This is a genomic window from Desulfovibrio mangrovi (assembly GCF_026230175.1).
In the GTDB taxonomy this organism is placed as follows: domain Bacteria; phylum Desulfobacterota; class Desulfovibrionia; order Desulfovibrionales; family Desulfovibrionaceae; genus Halodesulfovibrio; species Halodesulfovibrio mangrovi.
The window spans coordinates 488,415-502,204 of sequence record NZ_CP104208.1 but is presented as its reverse complement, the minus strand read 5'-3'; the positions used below and the strand labels follow the sequence as shown (position 1 = coordinate 502,204).

12 protein-coding genes are annotated in these 13,790 nt (G+C 55.9%); 4 read left to right on the top strand and 8 right to left on the bottom strand.

Annotated features, from left to right (window positions below):
* The 3 genes from N1030_RS02355 to N1030_RS02345 all read left to right on the top strand — a co-directional run bounded on the left by N1030_RS02355 (position 1) and on the right by N1030_RS02345 (position 2,651).
* Positions 1 to 618 (top strand): MarC family protein, encoded by a 618-nt coding sequence (locus N1030_RS02355; protein WP_265827423.1) that lies wholly within the window; start codon positions 1 to 3, stop codon positions 616 to 618.
* 232 nt (positions 619 to 850) lie between these two features.
* Positions 851 to 1,651, top strand: a complete 801-nt coding sequence (gene surE, locus N1030_RS02350) for a 5'/3'-nucleotidase SurE (RefSeq protein WP_265827422.1) — start codon at positions 851 to 853, stop codon at positions 1,649 to 1,651.
* A gap of 364 nt (positions 1,652 to 2,015) precedes the next feature.
* Entirely contained in the window at positions 2,016 to 2,651 is a 636-nt protein-coding gene (locus N1030_RS02345; RefSeq protein ID WP_265827421.1) for a hypothetical protein, read from the top strand.
* A 72-nt stretch (positions 2,652 to 2,723) separates the two neighbouring features.
* Here the strand turns inward: N1030_RS02345 and N1030_RS02340 are convergent, their stop codons facing one another.
* From N1030_RS02340 to N1030_RS02310, 7 genes are all read right to left on the bottom strand, one after another.
* Positions 2,724 to 4,166, bottom strand: coding sequence for a Ni/Fe hydrogenase subunit alpha (locus N1030_RS02340; RefSeq protein WP_265827420.1), 1,443 nt, complete (start codon positions 4,164 to 4,166; stop codon positions 2,724 to 2,726).
* A gap of 18 nt (positions 4,167 to 4,184) precedes the next feature.
* Entirely contained in the window at positions 4,185 to 4,931 is a 747-nt protein-coding gene (locus N1030_RS02335) for an NADH-quinone oxidoreductase subunit B family protein (protein ID WP_265827418.1), read from the bottom strand.
* A 9-nt stretch (positions 4,932 to 4,940) separates the two neighbouring features.
* Positions 4,941 to 5,774: an FAD/NAD(P)-binding protein gene (locus N1030_RS02330; RefSeq protein ID WP_265827417.1), complete on the bottom strand. Its 834-nt coding sequence runs from the start codon at positions 5,772 to 5,774 to the stop codon at positions 4,941 to 4,943.
* The gene (locus tag N1030_RS02325; RefSeq protein WP_265827416.1) at positions 5,764 to 6,810 is read right to left on the bottom strand and encodes a 4Fe-4S dicluster domain-containing protein; all 1,047 of its coding nucleotides are present in this window, start codon (positions 6,808 to 6,810) and stop codon (positions 5,764 to 5,766) included. Before N1030_RS02325 ends, N1030_RS02330 begins: the two co-directional genes overlap by 11 nt.
* A gap of 488 nt (positions 6,811 to 7,298) precedes the next feature.
* Positions 7,299 to 7,505 carry a hypothetical protein gene (locus N1030_RS02320; protein WP_265827415.1) on the bottom strand — a complete coding sequence of 69 codons (207 nt, stop codon included), beginning with the start codon at positions 7,503 to 7,505 and terminating at the stop codon, positions 7,299 to 7,301.
* Positions 7,506 to 7,541: 36 nt separating this feature from the next.
* A complete protein-coding gene (locus N1030_RS02315; RefSeq protein ID WP_265827414.1) occupies positions 7,542 to 8,255 on the bottom strand; it encodes a tetratricopeptide repeat protein in 714 nt (237 codons plus the stop codon).
* 187 nt (positions 8,256 to 8,442) lie between these two features.
* Positions 8,443 to 9,213, bottom strand: a complete 771-nt coding sequence (locus N1030_RS02310; RefSeq protein WP_265827413.1) for a tetratricopeptide repeat protein — start codon at positions 9,211 to 9,213, stop codon at positions 8,443 to 8,445.
* Positions 9,214 to 9,346: 133 nt separating this feature from the next.
* On the opposite strand from N1030_RS02310, the gene N1030_RS02305 reads away from it, so the two are divergent.
* Entirely contained in the window at positions 9,347 to 11,620 is a 2,274-nt protein-coding gene (locus tag N1030_RS02305) for a DUF3536 domain-containing protein (RefSeq protein ID WP_265827412.1), read from the top strand.
* Between the two features lie 88 nt (positions 11,621 to 11,708).
* On the opposite strand, the gene metG is transcribed toward N1030_RS02305, so the two are convergent.
* Positions 11,709 to 13,679, bottom strand: coding sequence for a methionine--tRNA ligase (gene metG / locus N1030_RS02300; protein WP_265827411.1), 1,971 nt, complete (start codon positions 13,677 to 13,679; stop codon positions 11,709 to 11,711).
* Between the last annotated feature and the right edge of the window lie 111 nt (positions 13,680 to 13,790).

Here is a 13,790-nt window from a genome sequence, read left to right as displayed (position 1 = left end):
ATGGAACTCAGCCTGCGGGCGGTATTTGAAATCGCCCTGCCCCTTTTCCTGATCATGGACCCCATCGGCAACGCCGCCGTGTGCCTGCCCATGCTCAACGAGCATTCTCCGGCGCGGCAGCGCCGCATCCTGTTCCGCGAACTCATCTTCGCGCTGATCATCATCTTCGTGTTCCACTACTTCGGCGAATGGCTGCTGGGTGTACTGAACATCCACCAGTCCACCCTGCGCCTTTCCGGCGGCATCATCCTGTTCATCATCGCCATGAAGATGGTGTTCCCGCAGGCTGGCGAAGGCGTGGTGGAGCTTGACCGCGACCCCTTCATCGTGCCCATTGCGGTGCCGCTCATTGCAGGCCCCTCCGCGCTGGCGGCCGTCATGCTGTATGCCCACAGGGCGCAGGGCACTCACGGCTGGATGGGCTCACCCGAAGTGCTGCTCGGCATCATCGGCGCATGGGTTGCCACCTTCGTCATCATGATGAGCTCCCCCAGCCTGCTCAAGTATCTGGGCAAGCGCGGCATGCGGGCGGCAGAACGGCTCATGGGACTTATTCTCGTCTTTCTTGCGGTCCAGATGCTGGAAGACGGCGTGAGCATGTATCTGAAGACGTTTTAAAAGGCTGGAAGCAAGCATGTAAGCTTGCCGAAAACCAGTGACAGACGACAAACCGCAGCCGCTGCTTCAATCACTATTGAGTAGCGGCTGCGTTATTTTTTGCGTAGTGGATGTCACATATCCGGCGCGAAACCTGTATGGTTACGCGTTCCCTTTCCGCAACGCTCCCTGCCAAGGGAACGCTGTTCGGCACGACTGATCAACCCTCTCCCGGAACGGGAGTTTCATGCATATGAGCAAATACAAGATCCTTATTACCAATGACGACGGAATAGACTCTCCCGGCCTTGCGGCGGTTATTCAGGCTGTTAATCCCTTGGCGGAACTGCTTATCGTGGCCCCGCTCGTGCAGCAGACGGCCATGGGGCGCGCCCAGCGCGGCAATGCCACGACAGGCTTAATGAAGCGAATCCTGCATGTGGACGGCCGCGATTTCGAGGCCTTCGCCTGCGACGCCGCACCCGCCAGAGTGGTCAACCACGCCCTCAGCGTATTCCCCGGCTACCGGCCTGATCTCGTGATTTCCGGCATCAACTACGGGGAAAACCTCGGTGCCAGCGTCACCAGCTCCGGCACCGTAGGCGCAGCCATTGAAGGCGCATGCCGCGGCATCCCCTCCATAGCTGTTTCACTTGAAACGCAGGTAGACACCCACTTTGTCTATTCGGAACAGGACTGGGGCACGTCGAAGCACTTCCTGAAGTACTTCACGGAACGCACGCTGCAACACGGCTTTCCGGCTGGTGTGGATGTTTTGAAGATAGACGTTCCCAGCACCGCCGCACCGGACTGCCCGTGGCGTACCACCCGCCTCTCCAAAAGCCTCTACTACAGGCAGGACATCCCTGAACCATCCGTGACCAGCCTCTTGGGAGATGTCATCGTAAGCAAGGAGACCTGCGCGGAAGAGCCCACCGATACGGACGTGTATGCCTTGGCGATTGACCGAGTGGTGTCTGTTACGCCTATGACGATAGATTTGACGGCAAGGAATATAGCGCAGGTTTTGAGGGGCTGGGGGGAGCGAGGATAAGCTTGCGCGTAAACTTACAGGAAATTTGTTAAAAAATAACGCAGCCGCTGCATCAATTTATTGATATTGAGCAGCGGCTGCGTTATTTTTTAGAAAGAATAGTTATTATAAATCTATTATCCCTGCTATCAAACAAGACTATGTTGAAGAATACTATGTCGCCCACACTGCGTGGGCAGATGGCAACACTAACCGTGTTGAACTTCGGAAAATGCTGAACCAAAGCTAATGGTTTGCACCAGTTCTGGCTGATGAAAACGTTCGAAACTCCCTACAGGCTGGATGGTTTGGCGGATAAATCGAGTGGGAATGGTGAAAATAGAAACACCTAGCAACATAACCTTCAAATACTCCAGGCAATACCATGAAACTTTTCAACATATTGCTTACTTCTTACATTTTAGTCATATGCCTTTATCTAAATTCAAAAGCAGAACCTATTACTGAATGCAAACCAAATGACATCAAAATAAATGAAACATTTGCAATATCAAAAAAAACTGTCATATACACAGCACCTAACAAAAACAGCAAAAAACTAGTCAATGAAACAGTTTCAAAGATACTTAAAACCACACACTACCACACACTAGACTACTCATCAACCGTAAATGCTATTTGCTCAAGAGATGACTATGTATTTATAATCATCTCAACACACAGCGCACCAAACGAAACATCAGGATGGATCCCCAAGTCATCACTACGCATTATAAACAAAACATCTAAAGGTCAACGTATTTACACCATTCAAGACATCTACTGGGACGAATACACATCAAATAATAAAAAACAATTTACAAATGCAATAAACTACCTACACCAACACAACACTCTATGCATGAAAAATATTGACCCTGAAACACTTACAAAATCTCCAAGCAAAAGCACAAAAAACCATCCTATCTACTTTGTAACATGCGGCAACTCCAACGAAATGAGAAATGTTTTTTTTGATACACATGACATGCGAGAATGGTCATCTATCATGTCGAAATGAAAAAGCCCGCACCTTCCGGTGCGGGCTTCTTCATTTCTTCTCTTATCTCTTCCTACACTTCCCAACTCTCACCTACCGCCCCTTATACACAAACCTCACTCCCCTATCCGGCTTGCTTTCCTGATTGGGGGTAATGTCCAGACAATGGGTGGAGCACGAAATGCACGGGTCGTACGCACGAACCAGCATGGAGGTGATCAGCTCTATCTCCGCTTCGGACTTGTCCGCAATCATGGGCACCAGCCCTTCCAGATCTTTCTGGATATTGGCGTGGTTCATGTTGGTGGGGATAACGCAATCCGCCTCTACCATGCGGCCCTTGGCGTCGTATTCGTAGCTGTGGAACAGAATGCCGCGCGGCACTTCCACGGCCCCCACACCGCGCCCCGCACGGGGACGGATAACGGGGGCCTTTTCACGCTTGATGCCGTTGGTGAGCAGGTTGTCTATCAACTCCATGGAATCCTCCACGGAATGCACACACTCCACCAACTGCGCAAGATTGTTATGGAAGGGGTTCACGGTCTTGGGGGTCAGTCCCACAAGCTTGGCCACGTCCTGCGCCAGCGGCTTCAGGTGCGTGTGGTTCAGCTTGTAGCGGGACAACGCGCCCACCATGAAGGAATCACGCTTGTTCCTGGTCCACTTGGCCGTGGACTGCGGCACGCAGTATTCCTGCGTCACGTCCTTATAGAAGCTGGCAGGCTTGCGGCTGTCGTCCGTTGAGCCCACCTCGCCGCGATACAGGGCGTATTCGGAGGGCGACACAAGGCCCACATATTCGGTCTCGCGCTTGAAGTCGGGGAACTTGCCCGCAAGGGAGGCGAACAGGTTGGCGGCTTCCTTGAATCCGGGAACGCTGTCGCGGAAGGACTGCATGAGCTGCAGCAGCTCCTCTTCCGTGGGCAGCTTGGTAAAGCCGCCCGGCACCATGCGCTGCGGGTGCGTGGTACGCCCGCAGATGATGCGCGAGAACTCGTTGGCCAGACGGCGCAGGCCGATGAGCCCCACGAGCTGCGGCTTGTGCGTCTCCGCCAGCGGAATCACGGAATTCACGCCCATCAGGTCCGGCAGGACGAGATAGGCCAGATGCAGCAGATGGCTCTGCAGGTTCTCCGCATGGATGGCAAGCTTGCGCAGCGTGACCGTCTGGGTGGATATGCGGATGTTCATAGCGTCTTCCGTGGCCTGCAACGACGACAGCTGATGGCCGATGGAACAGATGCCGCAGATGCGCGACACGATCTGATGCACGTCCTTGTAGCTGCGGCCCTGCAGAATGGCCTCGAAGAAACGGGGGGCTTCCGGCACTTCCCAGCGCACGGTCTCCACCGCGTTGTTCTCGCCGATCACCACGACGATGTTGCCGTGCCCTTCCACGCGCGTCACGTGGTGCACGCGTATGGTCTTCTTACCCTCAGCCTCCGCAGCCAGCGCCGGGTCCGTGCACGAGGCACAGGTGGCCACGGGCGCGGCAGCCTTGGGTTCGGTTGTCTTCACTTTCTTGGCGCTCATCGTATCTCCTCCCGCCGCCTACAGGGGCGCGGTGGTATGGCTGAGGAATATGCGCAGCAGGTCCTGCACTTCGGAACGGCTGTAACCGGCGCGCTCCTCCATCACGTAGCGGGCGGCATCAAGGTTCGCCATGGGCGCAAGCCCGCGACAGCCCCAGCAATGCGCGCCTTCGGTGATGCAGCATGCGCCGCAGCCCGCGCGGGTGATCATGCCCAGACACAACTGGCCCAGATCGTAGCGACAGATGTTGCCAACCTGCTTGCATTCCGCGCAGACGGGATAATCCGGCACGAAGGGACGCTTGCCGATGAGTAGGTCCTTGGTGATGCGCAGAAACTCGTTACGGTCGATGGGGCAGCCGTGAATCTCGGCGTCCACCTTCACCACGGCGGAAAGCGGCCGCGCCGCATAGGTGTCGTAACAGCGGGCGTTGTCGCCATAGACCTGACGGCGATACATGGTCTCACTCATGAAGTTCTTCATGGTGTTCACACCGCCGATGGTCGCACAGGCCCCGAAGGCCACCAGAATCTTGGCGTTGGCGCGTATCTGCTTCAGCCGCTCCTCATCCTCGGGACGGGTAATGGAACCTTCCACCAGCGCAATGTCGTAATTGTCGCTATGGCCGGTCATCACCTCGCGGAAGCTCACCACCTCCACATGCCCCAGCACGTCGAGCAGGGTTTCCTCAAGATTCGCCACCTGAAGCTGGTCGCCCTCGCACCCCGCAAAATCAAAGAACGCGATTTTCGGTTTCCGTTGCATGGCGTCCTCCTAAATGGCTTCGGGGTGGGTCTGAATATCGTGATACTTGAACACCGGCCCTTCCACACAGGCATTCAGCCCGTTGATCTGGCAGTGCCCGCACTTGCCTATGCCGCACTTCATGTGGCGCTCCAACGAAACATAGATGTTCTCGCGGGAGATGCCGCGCGCCTGACATTGCTTGATCACGAACTTGTACATGACGGGCGGGCCCACCATGGCCACGTGGGTGATGTCCGGATCGATCTCGACATGGGGCAGCAGGGACGTGATGAGCCCCACGTTGCCGCACCAGCTCTCGTCGCCGCAATCCACGGTTTCGTAGACTTCCACGTCGTCGCGCGCTTCAAGTTCCTTGATCTGGTCGATGAAGATACGCTCGGAAGGATTGCGGCAGCCGATCATGACGATGATGCGGCCGAATTCGTCGCGGTGCCGCAACTGATAGTGCAGCAGACTACGCAGCGGAATGTAGCCGAGGCCGCCCGCCACGAAGATGGTGTCCTTGCCCACGAAGTCCTGCACGGGAAAGCTGGTGCCGTAAGGTCCGCGGATGCCGACCTTCTGCCCCACCTTCATGGCGTGCATGGCGTTGGTCACGTTGCCTATGCGGCGCACGGCAAGCTCGAAGGTGCTGCCCGAGGCGTTGGGCGGCGAGCTGACCGAGAACGGGGCCTCGCCCACGCCGTACATGGAAAGCATGATGAACTGGCCGGGCTTGTGCATGAGCGCCCTGCCGCTGTCCGGCTGGAAGGTGAACAAGGTGACGAAGTCGGAGAGCTTTTCCTTCTTCACCAGCGTTGCGGGCGTGGGAACGTATTGGAACAGGGTATCAGGAGTCATGACGGTCTGCCTCCCACAGTTCATTGAATACGGCCTTGGGATCGGCAATGCCCGAGGTGCATCCGGAAACGCACCGGCCGCAGCCCACGCAGCCCAACTGGCCGATCTTGTCGAAGATGTATTTGCCCTTGCGGTAATAGCGGTGACGGAAACGCTCACGGGTATGCGGGCGGAAATTGTGGTCGCCCGCCACGCGCGAGAAACTGTCCATCATGCAGCCGTCCCATTCGCGGTAGCGCTCTCCCTTGGTCAGGGAGTTGTCCAGCTCCTCCTTCATGTCGAAGCAGTAGCAGGTGGGACAGACCAGATTGCAGGTGCCGCACGAGAAGCAATGCCGCGCACGGTGCTGCCACAGGGTGGAATCCCACGCACGGCTCAGTATGTCCGCAGTCTCACGCCACGGATACTTCAACCCGTTGCGCAGCGATTCCTTGACGATGCGCTGATGCGCCCGCCGTGTGGCTTCCTTGTCCGCATCCGTGGCAAGATCGAGAGGACCACCCGCAAGCAACAGCTCCTTGCCCCTGCGTGTGGCAACTTCCACGTGGAAGGAGGCAGAGCTTATGCGGGTCCAGTAGAGGTCGTAGCCGTTATCCACCTTATGCGCGTCAACGGACGCCCAGAAAGCGTTACGCGCCACGGCGGCAGGCTCCAGAGCGAAGATCACGGTGTTCTTCTTTCTGGCGATAAAATTGTTATCCGGCACATCCTTGCGCATGAGCGTATCAAGCTGGTTGGCAGCCTTCACGTCATAGGGGTGCACGCCAAACAGAAGCTGTTTGGGTGCCTCGCACACGACTTCCGCTGTGCACGCGGCAGGATCAAAACGCAACAAAGTCTCTCGGGGAGGAAGGAAGAAGCGCTTCAGCGTGTTATAGGCAACATCGTATTCCCAGGCGATTTCCTCATCCTTTCGCCATGGCACGAAATCGTAGATGCCTTCTTCTACTTCCACGGGAACGTGGACCTGAAACTCCTTGGCCCATAGCTCCAGCAGCCCCGGAAGCTGATCCATATACACAGTATACGAAGTCATGGATTCCTCCGCTTCAAAGGTGGGCGCATTGTCACGCAACTGCTGTAGATCATGACCCCCATGATACACTGCGTGCGTAAACAATGCAGTAACTGGAAGAGTGCTCGCTGTTTGTGAAAAATAGTGCATAACGATGCAACCCCAGCATCACTAATACACAGAAACAGCATCGCGATGCATAGTATAGAATCAAGTTTTTTACAAGAATGTACTTTATCTATATTGTTACTATGCGTTCAAACAATCGCTCATCCCGGAACATGCAATTGCTTCATCCGCACAACAAGCACATTCCATCAACTTTTGATCCTTACCAAACTGCATACACTATTTTTGCCAAAACTTTTACCCGAAAACGCAATTAATCATCGCTCGCATCAATTCATCGCCCACCTCCCTTGCCGACGAACGCCACGACAGCATTCACGGCTTCGCCTGCTTCCGGCACAGGGCGCGCAAAACCGCGCACGCCCCGCCCGTCAAAGCCTTCACGCCTCTTCAGGAGCTCCGGCCAGAAGAGCGCCGCACAGCAACAGCGGGATTGGAATCAGATTCAAGAATAGTATGACGTGTGCAGCCGAGATGCGTGTGAGCGCATAGCTGATGACGAAATAGACCAGAAAGAAGATGCCCAACCCAAGGTGCACGAGCGGGCCGATGGCTTCCCTCGACAGAAGCTCAGACATGGGAGCCATCAGGGTTCCGGGAGGAACAACCCAGACGGGGAAGGATTATCCCTTTCGTTTCTCAACAGCCCGCAGCATGGTTGCGGCTTCTTTCTGATTGGGATTTAGTTCAAGGGCCTTGCGAAGATAGGTGCAGCAACCGTCGTTATCGCCTGCATCGCACAGGCAACGGGCCATATTGAACATGAGGTGATCGTCCGCGCCGCATAGCTGCTGGGCACGGGCGTAGAATTTGAGGGCTTGGGAGAACATCCGGTTGCGGCGCAGGCTGATGCCGAAGGCGTTGAACATGTGCTTGTGCTCGCGTTCAAATGCGGCTCGCATTTTCACCAGCTTCTGGAAAACCGTATCGGCCTTTTCCACCTGCTGGCGCTCCAGATAGGCAAGCCCCAGACCGAACGTGGCGCGCACATTGTCTTCGTCCAGCTTGAGGGCGGCAAGAAACTCGAGCTCGGCGGTGTAGGGTTCCCCGTTCTTGAGATGGCGTTCGCCGCGGGCAATGGTCTTGCCAAGCTCGCGCATGGCCGGAAAGACCTTCTCATGGTAAAAATCCGGCTCAGGTGTGTACTCATGCATGAGCTGGTCAAAGGAAATGAACTCGGCTTCGCCGGTGGGAAGATTGTTGGCATTGATGACGCGAACCGAATACTTCTCATCCTGTTCTTCCATCACATAGACATACTGCAAGGACGTGGTCGTGCGCTTGGTTGTGCCATGCCCAATGGTCGCAGCCTGCTCATGGGAAAAAACTCCCTTCAACGGTTTCCCGAAAAAAGAACTCCCTCCGGCAGGTGCCGCACTACTCGCCGTCCCCATGTCTCTCCCCTTGGTTACTCCGCTCTCCGCACCTCAAAAAGTAACGCCACACAAATCATGAGTACACTCTCAGTTGCAGAAAAATGTACTCAAACATAGCAGAATAACAAGTCCTTTTTTCAAGCCCCGTTCAGAGACTTTCAGGCGGAGCCAGCTCCCCGCCTTGTTCAAGATACTTCTTGAGCATTCTCGCTTCACGCAGGTCAGGGTTCAATTCAAGAGCCTTGGACATATATTTCCGTGCTCCGTCGTTATCGCCGGACTCCAGAAAGGATCGGGCGATATTGTACATGAGATGGTCATCTTCCCCGGCAAGCTGCAACGCTCTGCCGTAGAAACGCAATGCCTCGGCGTACAGTGCATTCTTGCGCAACTTGATGCCGAATTCATTGAACATATGTTTGTGGAGAGATTCAAAGGCTGCATCCAGATGTATGAGCCTCTCGAAAACAAACTGTGCCTTTTCGGCGTCCTGCCTGTCCAGATAGACAAGGCCGAGGCCGAAGGTAGCCCGCACATTGACCTCGTCAATACGCAGGGCATTGTTGAACTCATACTCCGCGCTATAGAGTTCTCCGTGCATACGATGCCGCTCGGCCCGGGAAATGGTCTTGTTCAGCCCGCGGATCGCAGGCAGAACACGCAAATGGTAGATAGCGGGGTCGGGAAGATATGAGTTCAGGAGCTGATCTGGAGTAATGACATACCTGTCGCCGGAAGGCACATCATTCGCATTGATACCCTGCCCCCACAGACAGCCTTCCGCATCCTGCTCCACAAAAACAAGAACGCTCTGCGTGACAGTACGCTTTGTGGCACCAAATCCTATCTTCATCTCGCGATCGGTCGAAAACACTCCCTTAATGGGGTATTCCATACCTTCAAAAGCGCTGCTTGCCATAAAGCCCCCCCAAACAAACCGACTTTGCGAGTCAAAGCCTATTCCCGAATTGTGATGATATAATGACTCCCCACCCAAATAAAAAGATGATATAGATGATTTATTATCCGCCCAATTTCAGGAGTAGCATGGTATGCCCCGACAGCTCTGTATTCACGGCCATTTTTATCAGCCCCCGCGTGAAGATCCCTGGATGGGAGAAATCTTTCCGGAAGACAGCGCAGCTCCGAGCCTGAACTGGAACCAGCGCATCACACGTGAGAGCTATGCCCCGCTGGCATGGGCAAGACGCATAGACAGCGAAGGATGCATTGCGGACATCATGAACTGCTACGAGTGGATCAGCTTCAACGCTGGCCCCACCCTGCTGGCCTGGATGGAACGGAACGAGCCCACAACCTACCGACGCATTCTGGAGGCAGACGGCATAAGCAGCGCACGTTGGGGGCACGGCAACGCCATGGCGCAAGCCTATCACCACACCATTCTGCCGCTTGCTTCAGCACAGGATAAAAAACTGGAAATTGCCTGGGCCCGCGCCGATTTCCGCACCCGCTTCGGCAGAGAACCGGAAGGGATGTGGCTTGCCGAATGCGCCGCAGACATCCCCACACTGGAAGAGCTGGCAAGTCAGGGCATACGCTTTACCATCCTCTCCCCGCATCAGGCGTCCTTTGTAGCCGACAAAGGCGATGACGATTGGCAGGCCGTGCACGGCGGCGCCATAGACATCTCCATCCCCTATGACATTGAGCTTCCTTCCGGCAAAACCATTGCCGTATTCTTCTACAATGGCCCCATCTCGCAAGCAGTAGCCTTTGAGCGCCTGCTTCAGGACGGCGAAGCCTTCTGGCAGAAACTGAACCATGCGGCCGGAACAGGCCTGCTCACCGTCTGTACGGACGGTGAAACCTACGGTCACCACTTCACCTTCGGCGAAATGGCGTTGGCCTATACGCTGGGACAGGCAATTTCCGGCAGAGACAACACCCGGCTGACCAACTATGCGACGTATCTCGCCCAGAATCCCCCCACCCGCAAGGTGCGCATTCACGAACCAAGCTCCTGGAGTTGCGCCCACGGCGTGGAACGCTGGAAAAGCAACTGCGGCTGCACGGACGGGGGGCACCCGACGTGGAATCAGGAATGGCGCGGCCCCCTGCGCGAAGCGTTGGACCTTATGAAACGTGCTGTGGATATGCACACCGAAAAAACAGGCAAGACGCTCTTCAAGAACACTGAAACAGCTCTGGCAGCCTATGGCGATATTCTGTCAAACGGGACCACCCGCGAGGCCTTTTCCGATGCGTACTTCCTTCCTGCCCTTTCAGCAGCCGAGCAGCGCAAAGCTTGGCAGCTGCTTGCCATGCAGGAGCAATCCCTTGCGGCCTATGCAAGCTGCGCTTGGTTCTTTGATGAAATCTCACGCATCGAACCCATAAACGGCATGACCTACGCGCTCAGAGCCATGGAGATCCTGAAGGCCACAGGCGGACCGGAAATAGAAAAGGAGTTTGCCGCAGTTCTGGAAAAGGCTCAGTCCAACAAACCGGAGGAAGGAAACGGACGCACCATTTTCGAGCAACAGGTGCTCCCTCGACGCGAAACCAAGGCCAGCATCATCCTGCAGGCCATGCTGCGGCTCTGGGCCGAGAAGCGGCTCCCCTGCCCCAACATAAAGAATACTGTGCAATGGCCCAACATTACCGTGACCATCTTGCCCACGGACGCAGCGGGAGGCAGCCTGTCCGGCGAAGCCCGCATGCGCTGGTTCAACGAACCGGATAGCCCACCCGTCTTATGGGAATGGACGCCCCCCAAAGCCGGGGCCATCAACGAATCATGCATTACGCTCCAAGGGACGGACAACTTCAGCCAGACCTTCCGCTATGCGGACCTGCCCAGAAACAAGCGGCAGGCCATAGCCATGCGGGCCATGGAAGTCGCCAACATACAGCGACTGGATGCCTATGAAGAAGATGCGGCAAACGCCGTGGCCTTGTTCGAGCCGTGGGTGGAGGCCCAGCACGACCAGCCTCTCGGCCACAACTGGAAGGCAAACGCTCCGGCCCTTGCTGTCGCCTACATGAAACACCCCAACCTGACTGACAACCAGCGCAGGCAGATTGCCAAGTATCTTACAGACTGCGGCCTGCTCATTTGCGGCGGGCGGGAGATCATTACCAACTGGCTGACCATGCGACTGCTCCGCTTCATCGAAAGCGCCGCATCGTCCGGCACCAAGGACGCCGAACAGCAGCTGGAACGAGCTGCTTCCATCGTGGAGCGGGCACGAACTCTGCTGCCTCATCCCGACCTCTGGGCGGCACAGAACAGGCTCTGGGAAATCGGCTTCCGCACCCCTGCTGCCCGCAAGTTTGCCAAGGCCATCAGCTTCCGCGTCTGAATACGCCTTGCCGCCTCCATATCTGGACACAAAAAAAGCGGCCTGTCTTGCGACAGGCCGCTTCTCATATTCCGGAAATCCGCAGAACCTAGGATGCCTTGGTGCCGTTGGGCACCATGCCGGTTGCGGTCAGCAGTTGCATGCCCTCTTCAGTCTTCAGGGCCAGAATCATGCCATGGGATTCAATGCCACGCAGCATACGGGGCTTGAGGTTTGCCACAACAACCACCTGCTTGCCCACAAGCTGGTCAGGCGTGAAGAATTCCTTGATACCGGCGCAGACCTGTCGCGGCTTCTCTTCACCCAGATCGATTTCCACACGGTACAGGCGATCGGCCTTGGGATGGTTTTCCACCACCAGCACAGTACCAACGCGCAAATCCACCTTCTGGAAGTCTTCAAAATCGATAGGAGCAATTTCAACGGGAGCAGCTGCAGCCGGTTTCTGTTCCGCCTTCTTCTCCTTGGCCTTCTGGTCGTTGCCAGAGGTAGCCTTGCCCTCTTCCGCCTGCTTGCGCAGAGCATCAAGATCGGCGCGGGGGAAAAGGTTGGAACCGGGCGCAGGTTTGATGCCCGAAGGCAAAGCACCCCAGCTCTCCACTTCAGCAGGCAGGTTGATCTTGGTGGAGTCGAAAGGAATGCCCAGCTGGGTCACCAGCTTGTCGGAAGAGTCGGGCATGACGGGCCACAGATGGACAGCCACCTTACGCATGCACTCCAGCAGGGTGTACATCACGGTGCCGAGACGCTCCAGATTGCCTTCCTTGAACAGGGTCCATGGCTGGCAGGTATCCACGTACTTGTTCAGGGCCCGCACCAGCTCCCACAGCGACTCAAGACCATTGGAGAAACGCACGTTCTCGAACAGCTGCTGGTAGTTACGCATGGCGTTCACGGCCAGCTCGCGGATATCCATATCATCCTGCAGGTACTCCGCAGGAGCAGGAATGACGCCGCCGAAATACTTGGTGTTCATGGAAAGCACACGGCTGAACAGGTTGCCAAGGTCGTTGGCAAGATCGGCGTTCAGACGGCTGACCAACGCCTCTTCGGAGAAGCTGGCATCGCTGCCGAAATGCATCTCGCGCAGCAGGAAGTAGCGGAACACATCCAGACCATACTTCTGCACCATTTCCAGCGGCTCGATAACGTTGCCGATGGACTTGGACATCTTGGTGTCCCGCACCAGCCAGTAGCCGTGCACGTTCAGATGGTTATAGGGCTCAAAACCGGCGGCCTTGAGCATGGTGGGCCAGAAGATGGCGTGGGGCTTGAGAATGTCCTTGGCGACCAGATGCTGCACACCGGGCCAGAACTTGCCGAACTTTTCACCGTCGGGCCAGTCCAGCGCCGTCACATAGTTCAGCAGCGCGTCAAACCACACGTAGGTAACGAAATTATTGTCGAAGGGAAGCTCGATCCCCCATTCAAGGCGAGACTTGGGACGGGAGATGCACAGATCTTCCAGAGCACCGCTATCCAACAGGGCAAGCACTTCGTTACGGTAACGTTCAGGACGGATGAAATCCGGGTTATCCAGAATGTGCTGCTTCAGCCAGTCCTGATACTTGGACATACGGAAGAAGTAGTTCTTCTCGGCAATATACTCGGGCTTGGTCTGGTGCTGGGGGCACAGACCGTTTTCCAGTTCCTTTTCAGGATAGAACCGTTCGCAGCCGTAACAATAGTGACCGCCGTATTCGCCGAAATAGATGTCGCCGCTGTCATACACCTTCTGCAGCACGTCCTGAACCACCTTCTTGTGGCGGGGTTCCGTGGTGCGGATGAAGTCGTCATTGGAAATGTTCAGGTGCGGCCAGAGATCACGGAACAACGCGCTGATGGAATCCACGTATTCCTGCGGCGAACAACCGTTCTTCTCCGCAGCCTGCACGATCTTGTCACCATGCTCGTCCGTTCCGGTCAGGAAATAGGTTTCCTTGCCTGTCGCAGCATGAAAACGGCGCATGGTGTCCGCAATGATGGTGGTATAGGCGTGACCAAGGTGGGGTTTGGCGTTCACATAATAAATGGGGGTCGTAATATAAAAGGACTGCACGGAATAACTCCTCAAGTCTTCGCCCGACGGAAATCCGTCGGGCGTTCTGAATATCTCGTTCTGAATATCCTGTTATTTCATGACGGCACAGGCTGCCGCTCATTGCCTCAG

Bases quoted from the DNA above. Each gene is read 5' to 3' on its own strand.
- N1030_RS02330 (WP_265827417.1), bottom strand. From the start codon at position 5,774: ATGACTCCTGATACCCTGTTCCAATACGTTCCCACGCCCGCAACGCTG.
- N1030_RS02325 (WP_265827416.1), bottom strand. From the start codon at position 6,810: ATGACTTCGTATACTGTGTATATGGATCAGCTTCCGGGGCTGCTGGAG.
- N1030_RS02320 (WP_265827415.1), bottom strand. From the start codon at position 7,505: ATGGCTCCCATGTCTGAGCTTCTGTCGAGGGAAGCCATCGGCCCGCTC.
- N1030_RS02355 (WP_265827423.1), top strand. From the start codon at position 1: ATGGAACTCAGCCTGCGGGCGGTATTTGAAATCGCCCTGCCCCTTTTC.
- N1030_RS02345 (WP_265827421.1), top strand. From the start codon at position 2,016: ATGAAACTTTTCAACATATTGCTTACTTCTTACATTTTAGTCATATGC.
- N1030_RS02335 (WP_265827418.1), bottom strand. From the start codon at position 4,931: ATGCAACGGAAACCGAAAATCGCGTTCTTTGATTTTGCGGGGTGCGAG.
- N1030_RS02305 (WP_265827412.1), top strand. From the start codon at position 9,347: ATGCCCCGACAGCTCTGTATTCACGGCCATTTTTATCAGCCCCCGCGT.
- N1030_RS02310 (WP_265827413.1), bottom strand. From the start codon at position 9,213: ATGGCAAGCAGCGCTTTTGAAGGTATGGAATACCCCATTAAGGGAGTG.
- N1030_RS02340 (WP_265827420.1), bottom strand. From the start codon at position 4,166: ATGAGCGCCAAGAAAGTGAAGACAACCGAACCCAAGGCTGCCGCGCCC.
- surE (WP_265827422.1), top strand. From the start codon at position 851: ATGAGCAAATACAAGATCCTTATTACCAATGACGACGGAATAGACTCT.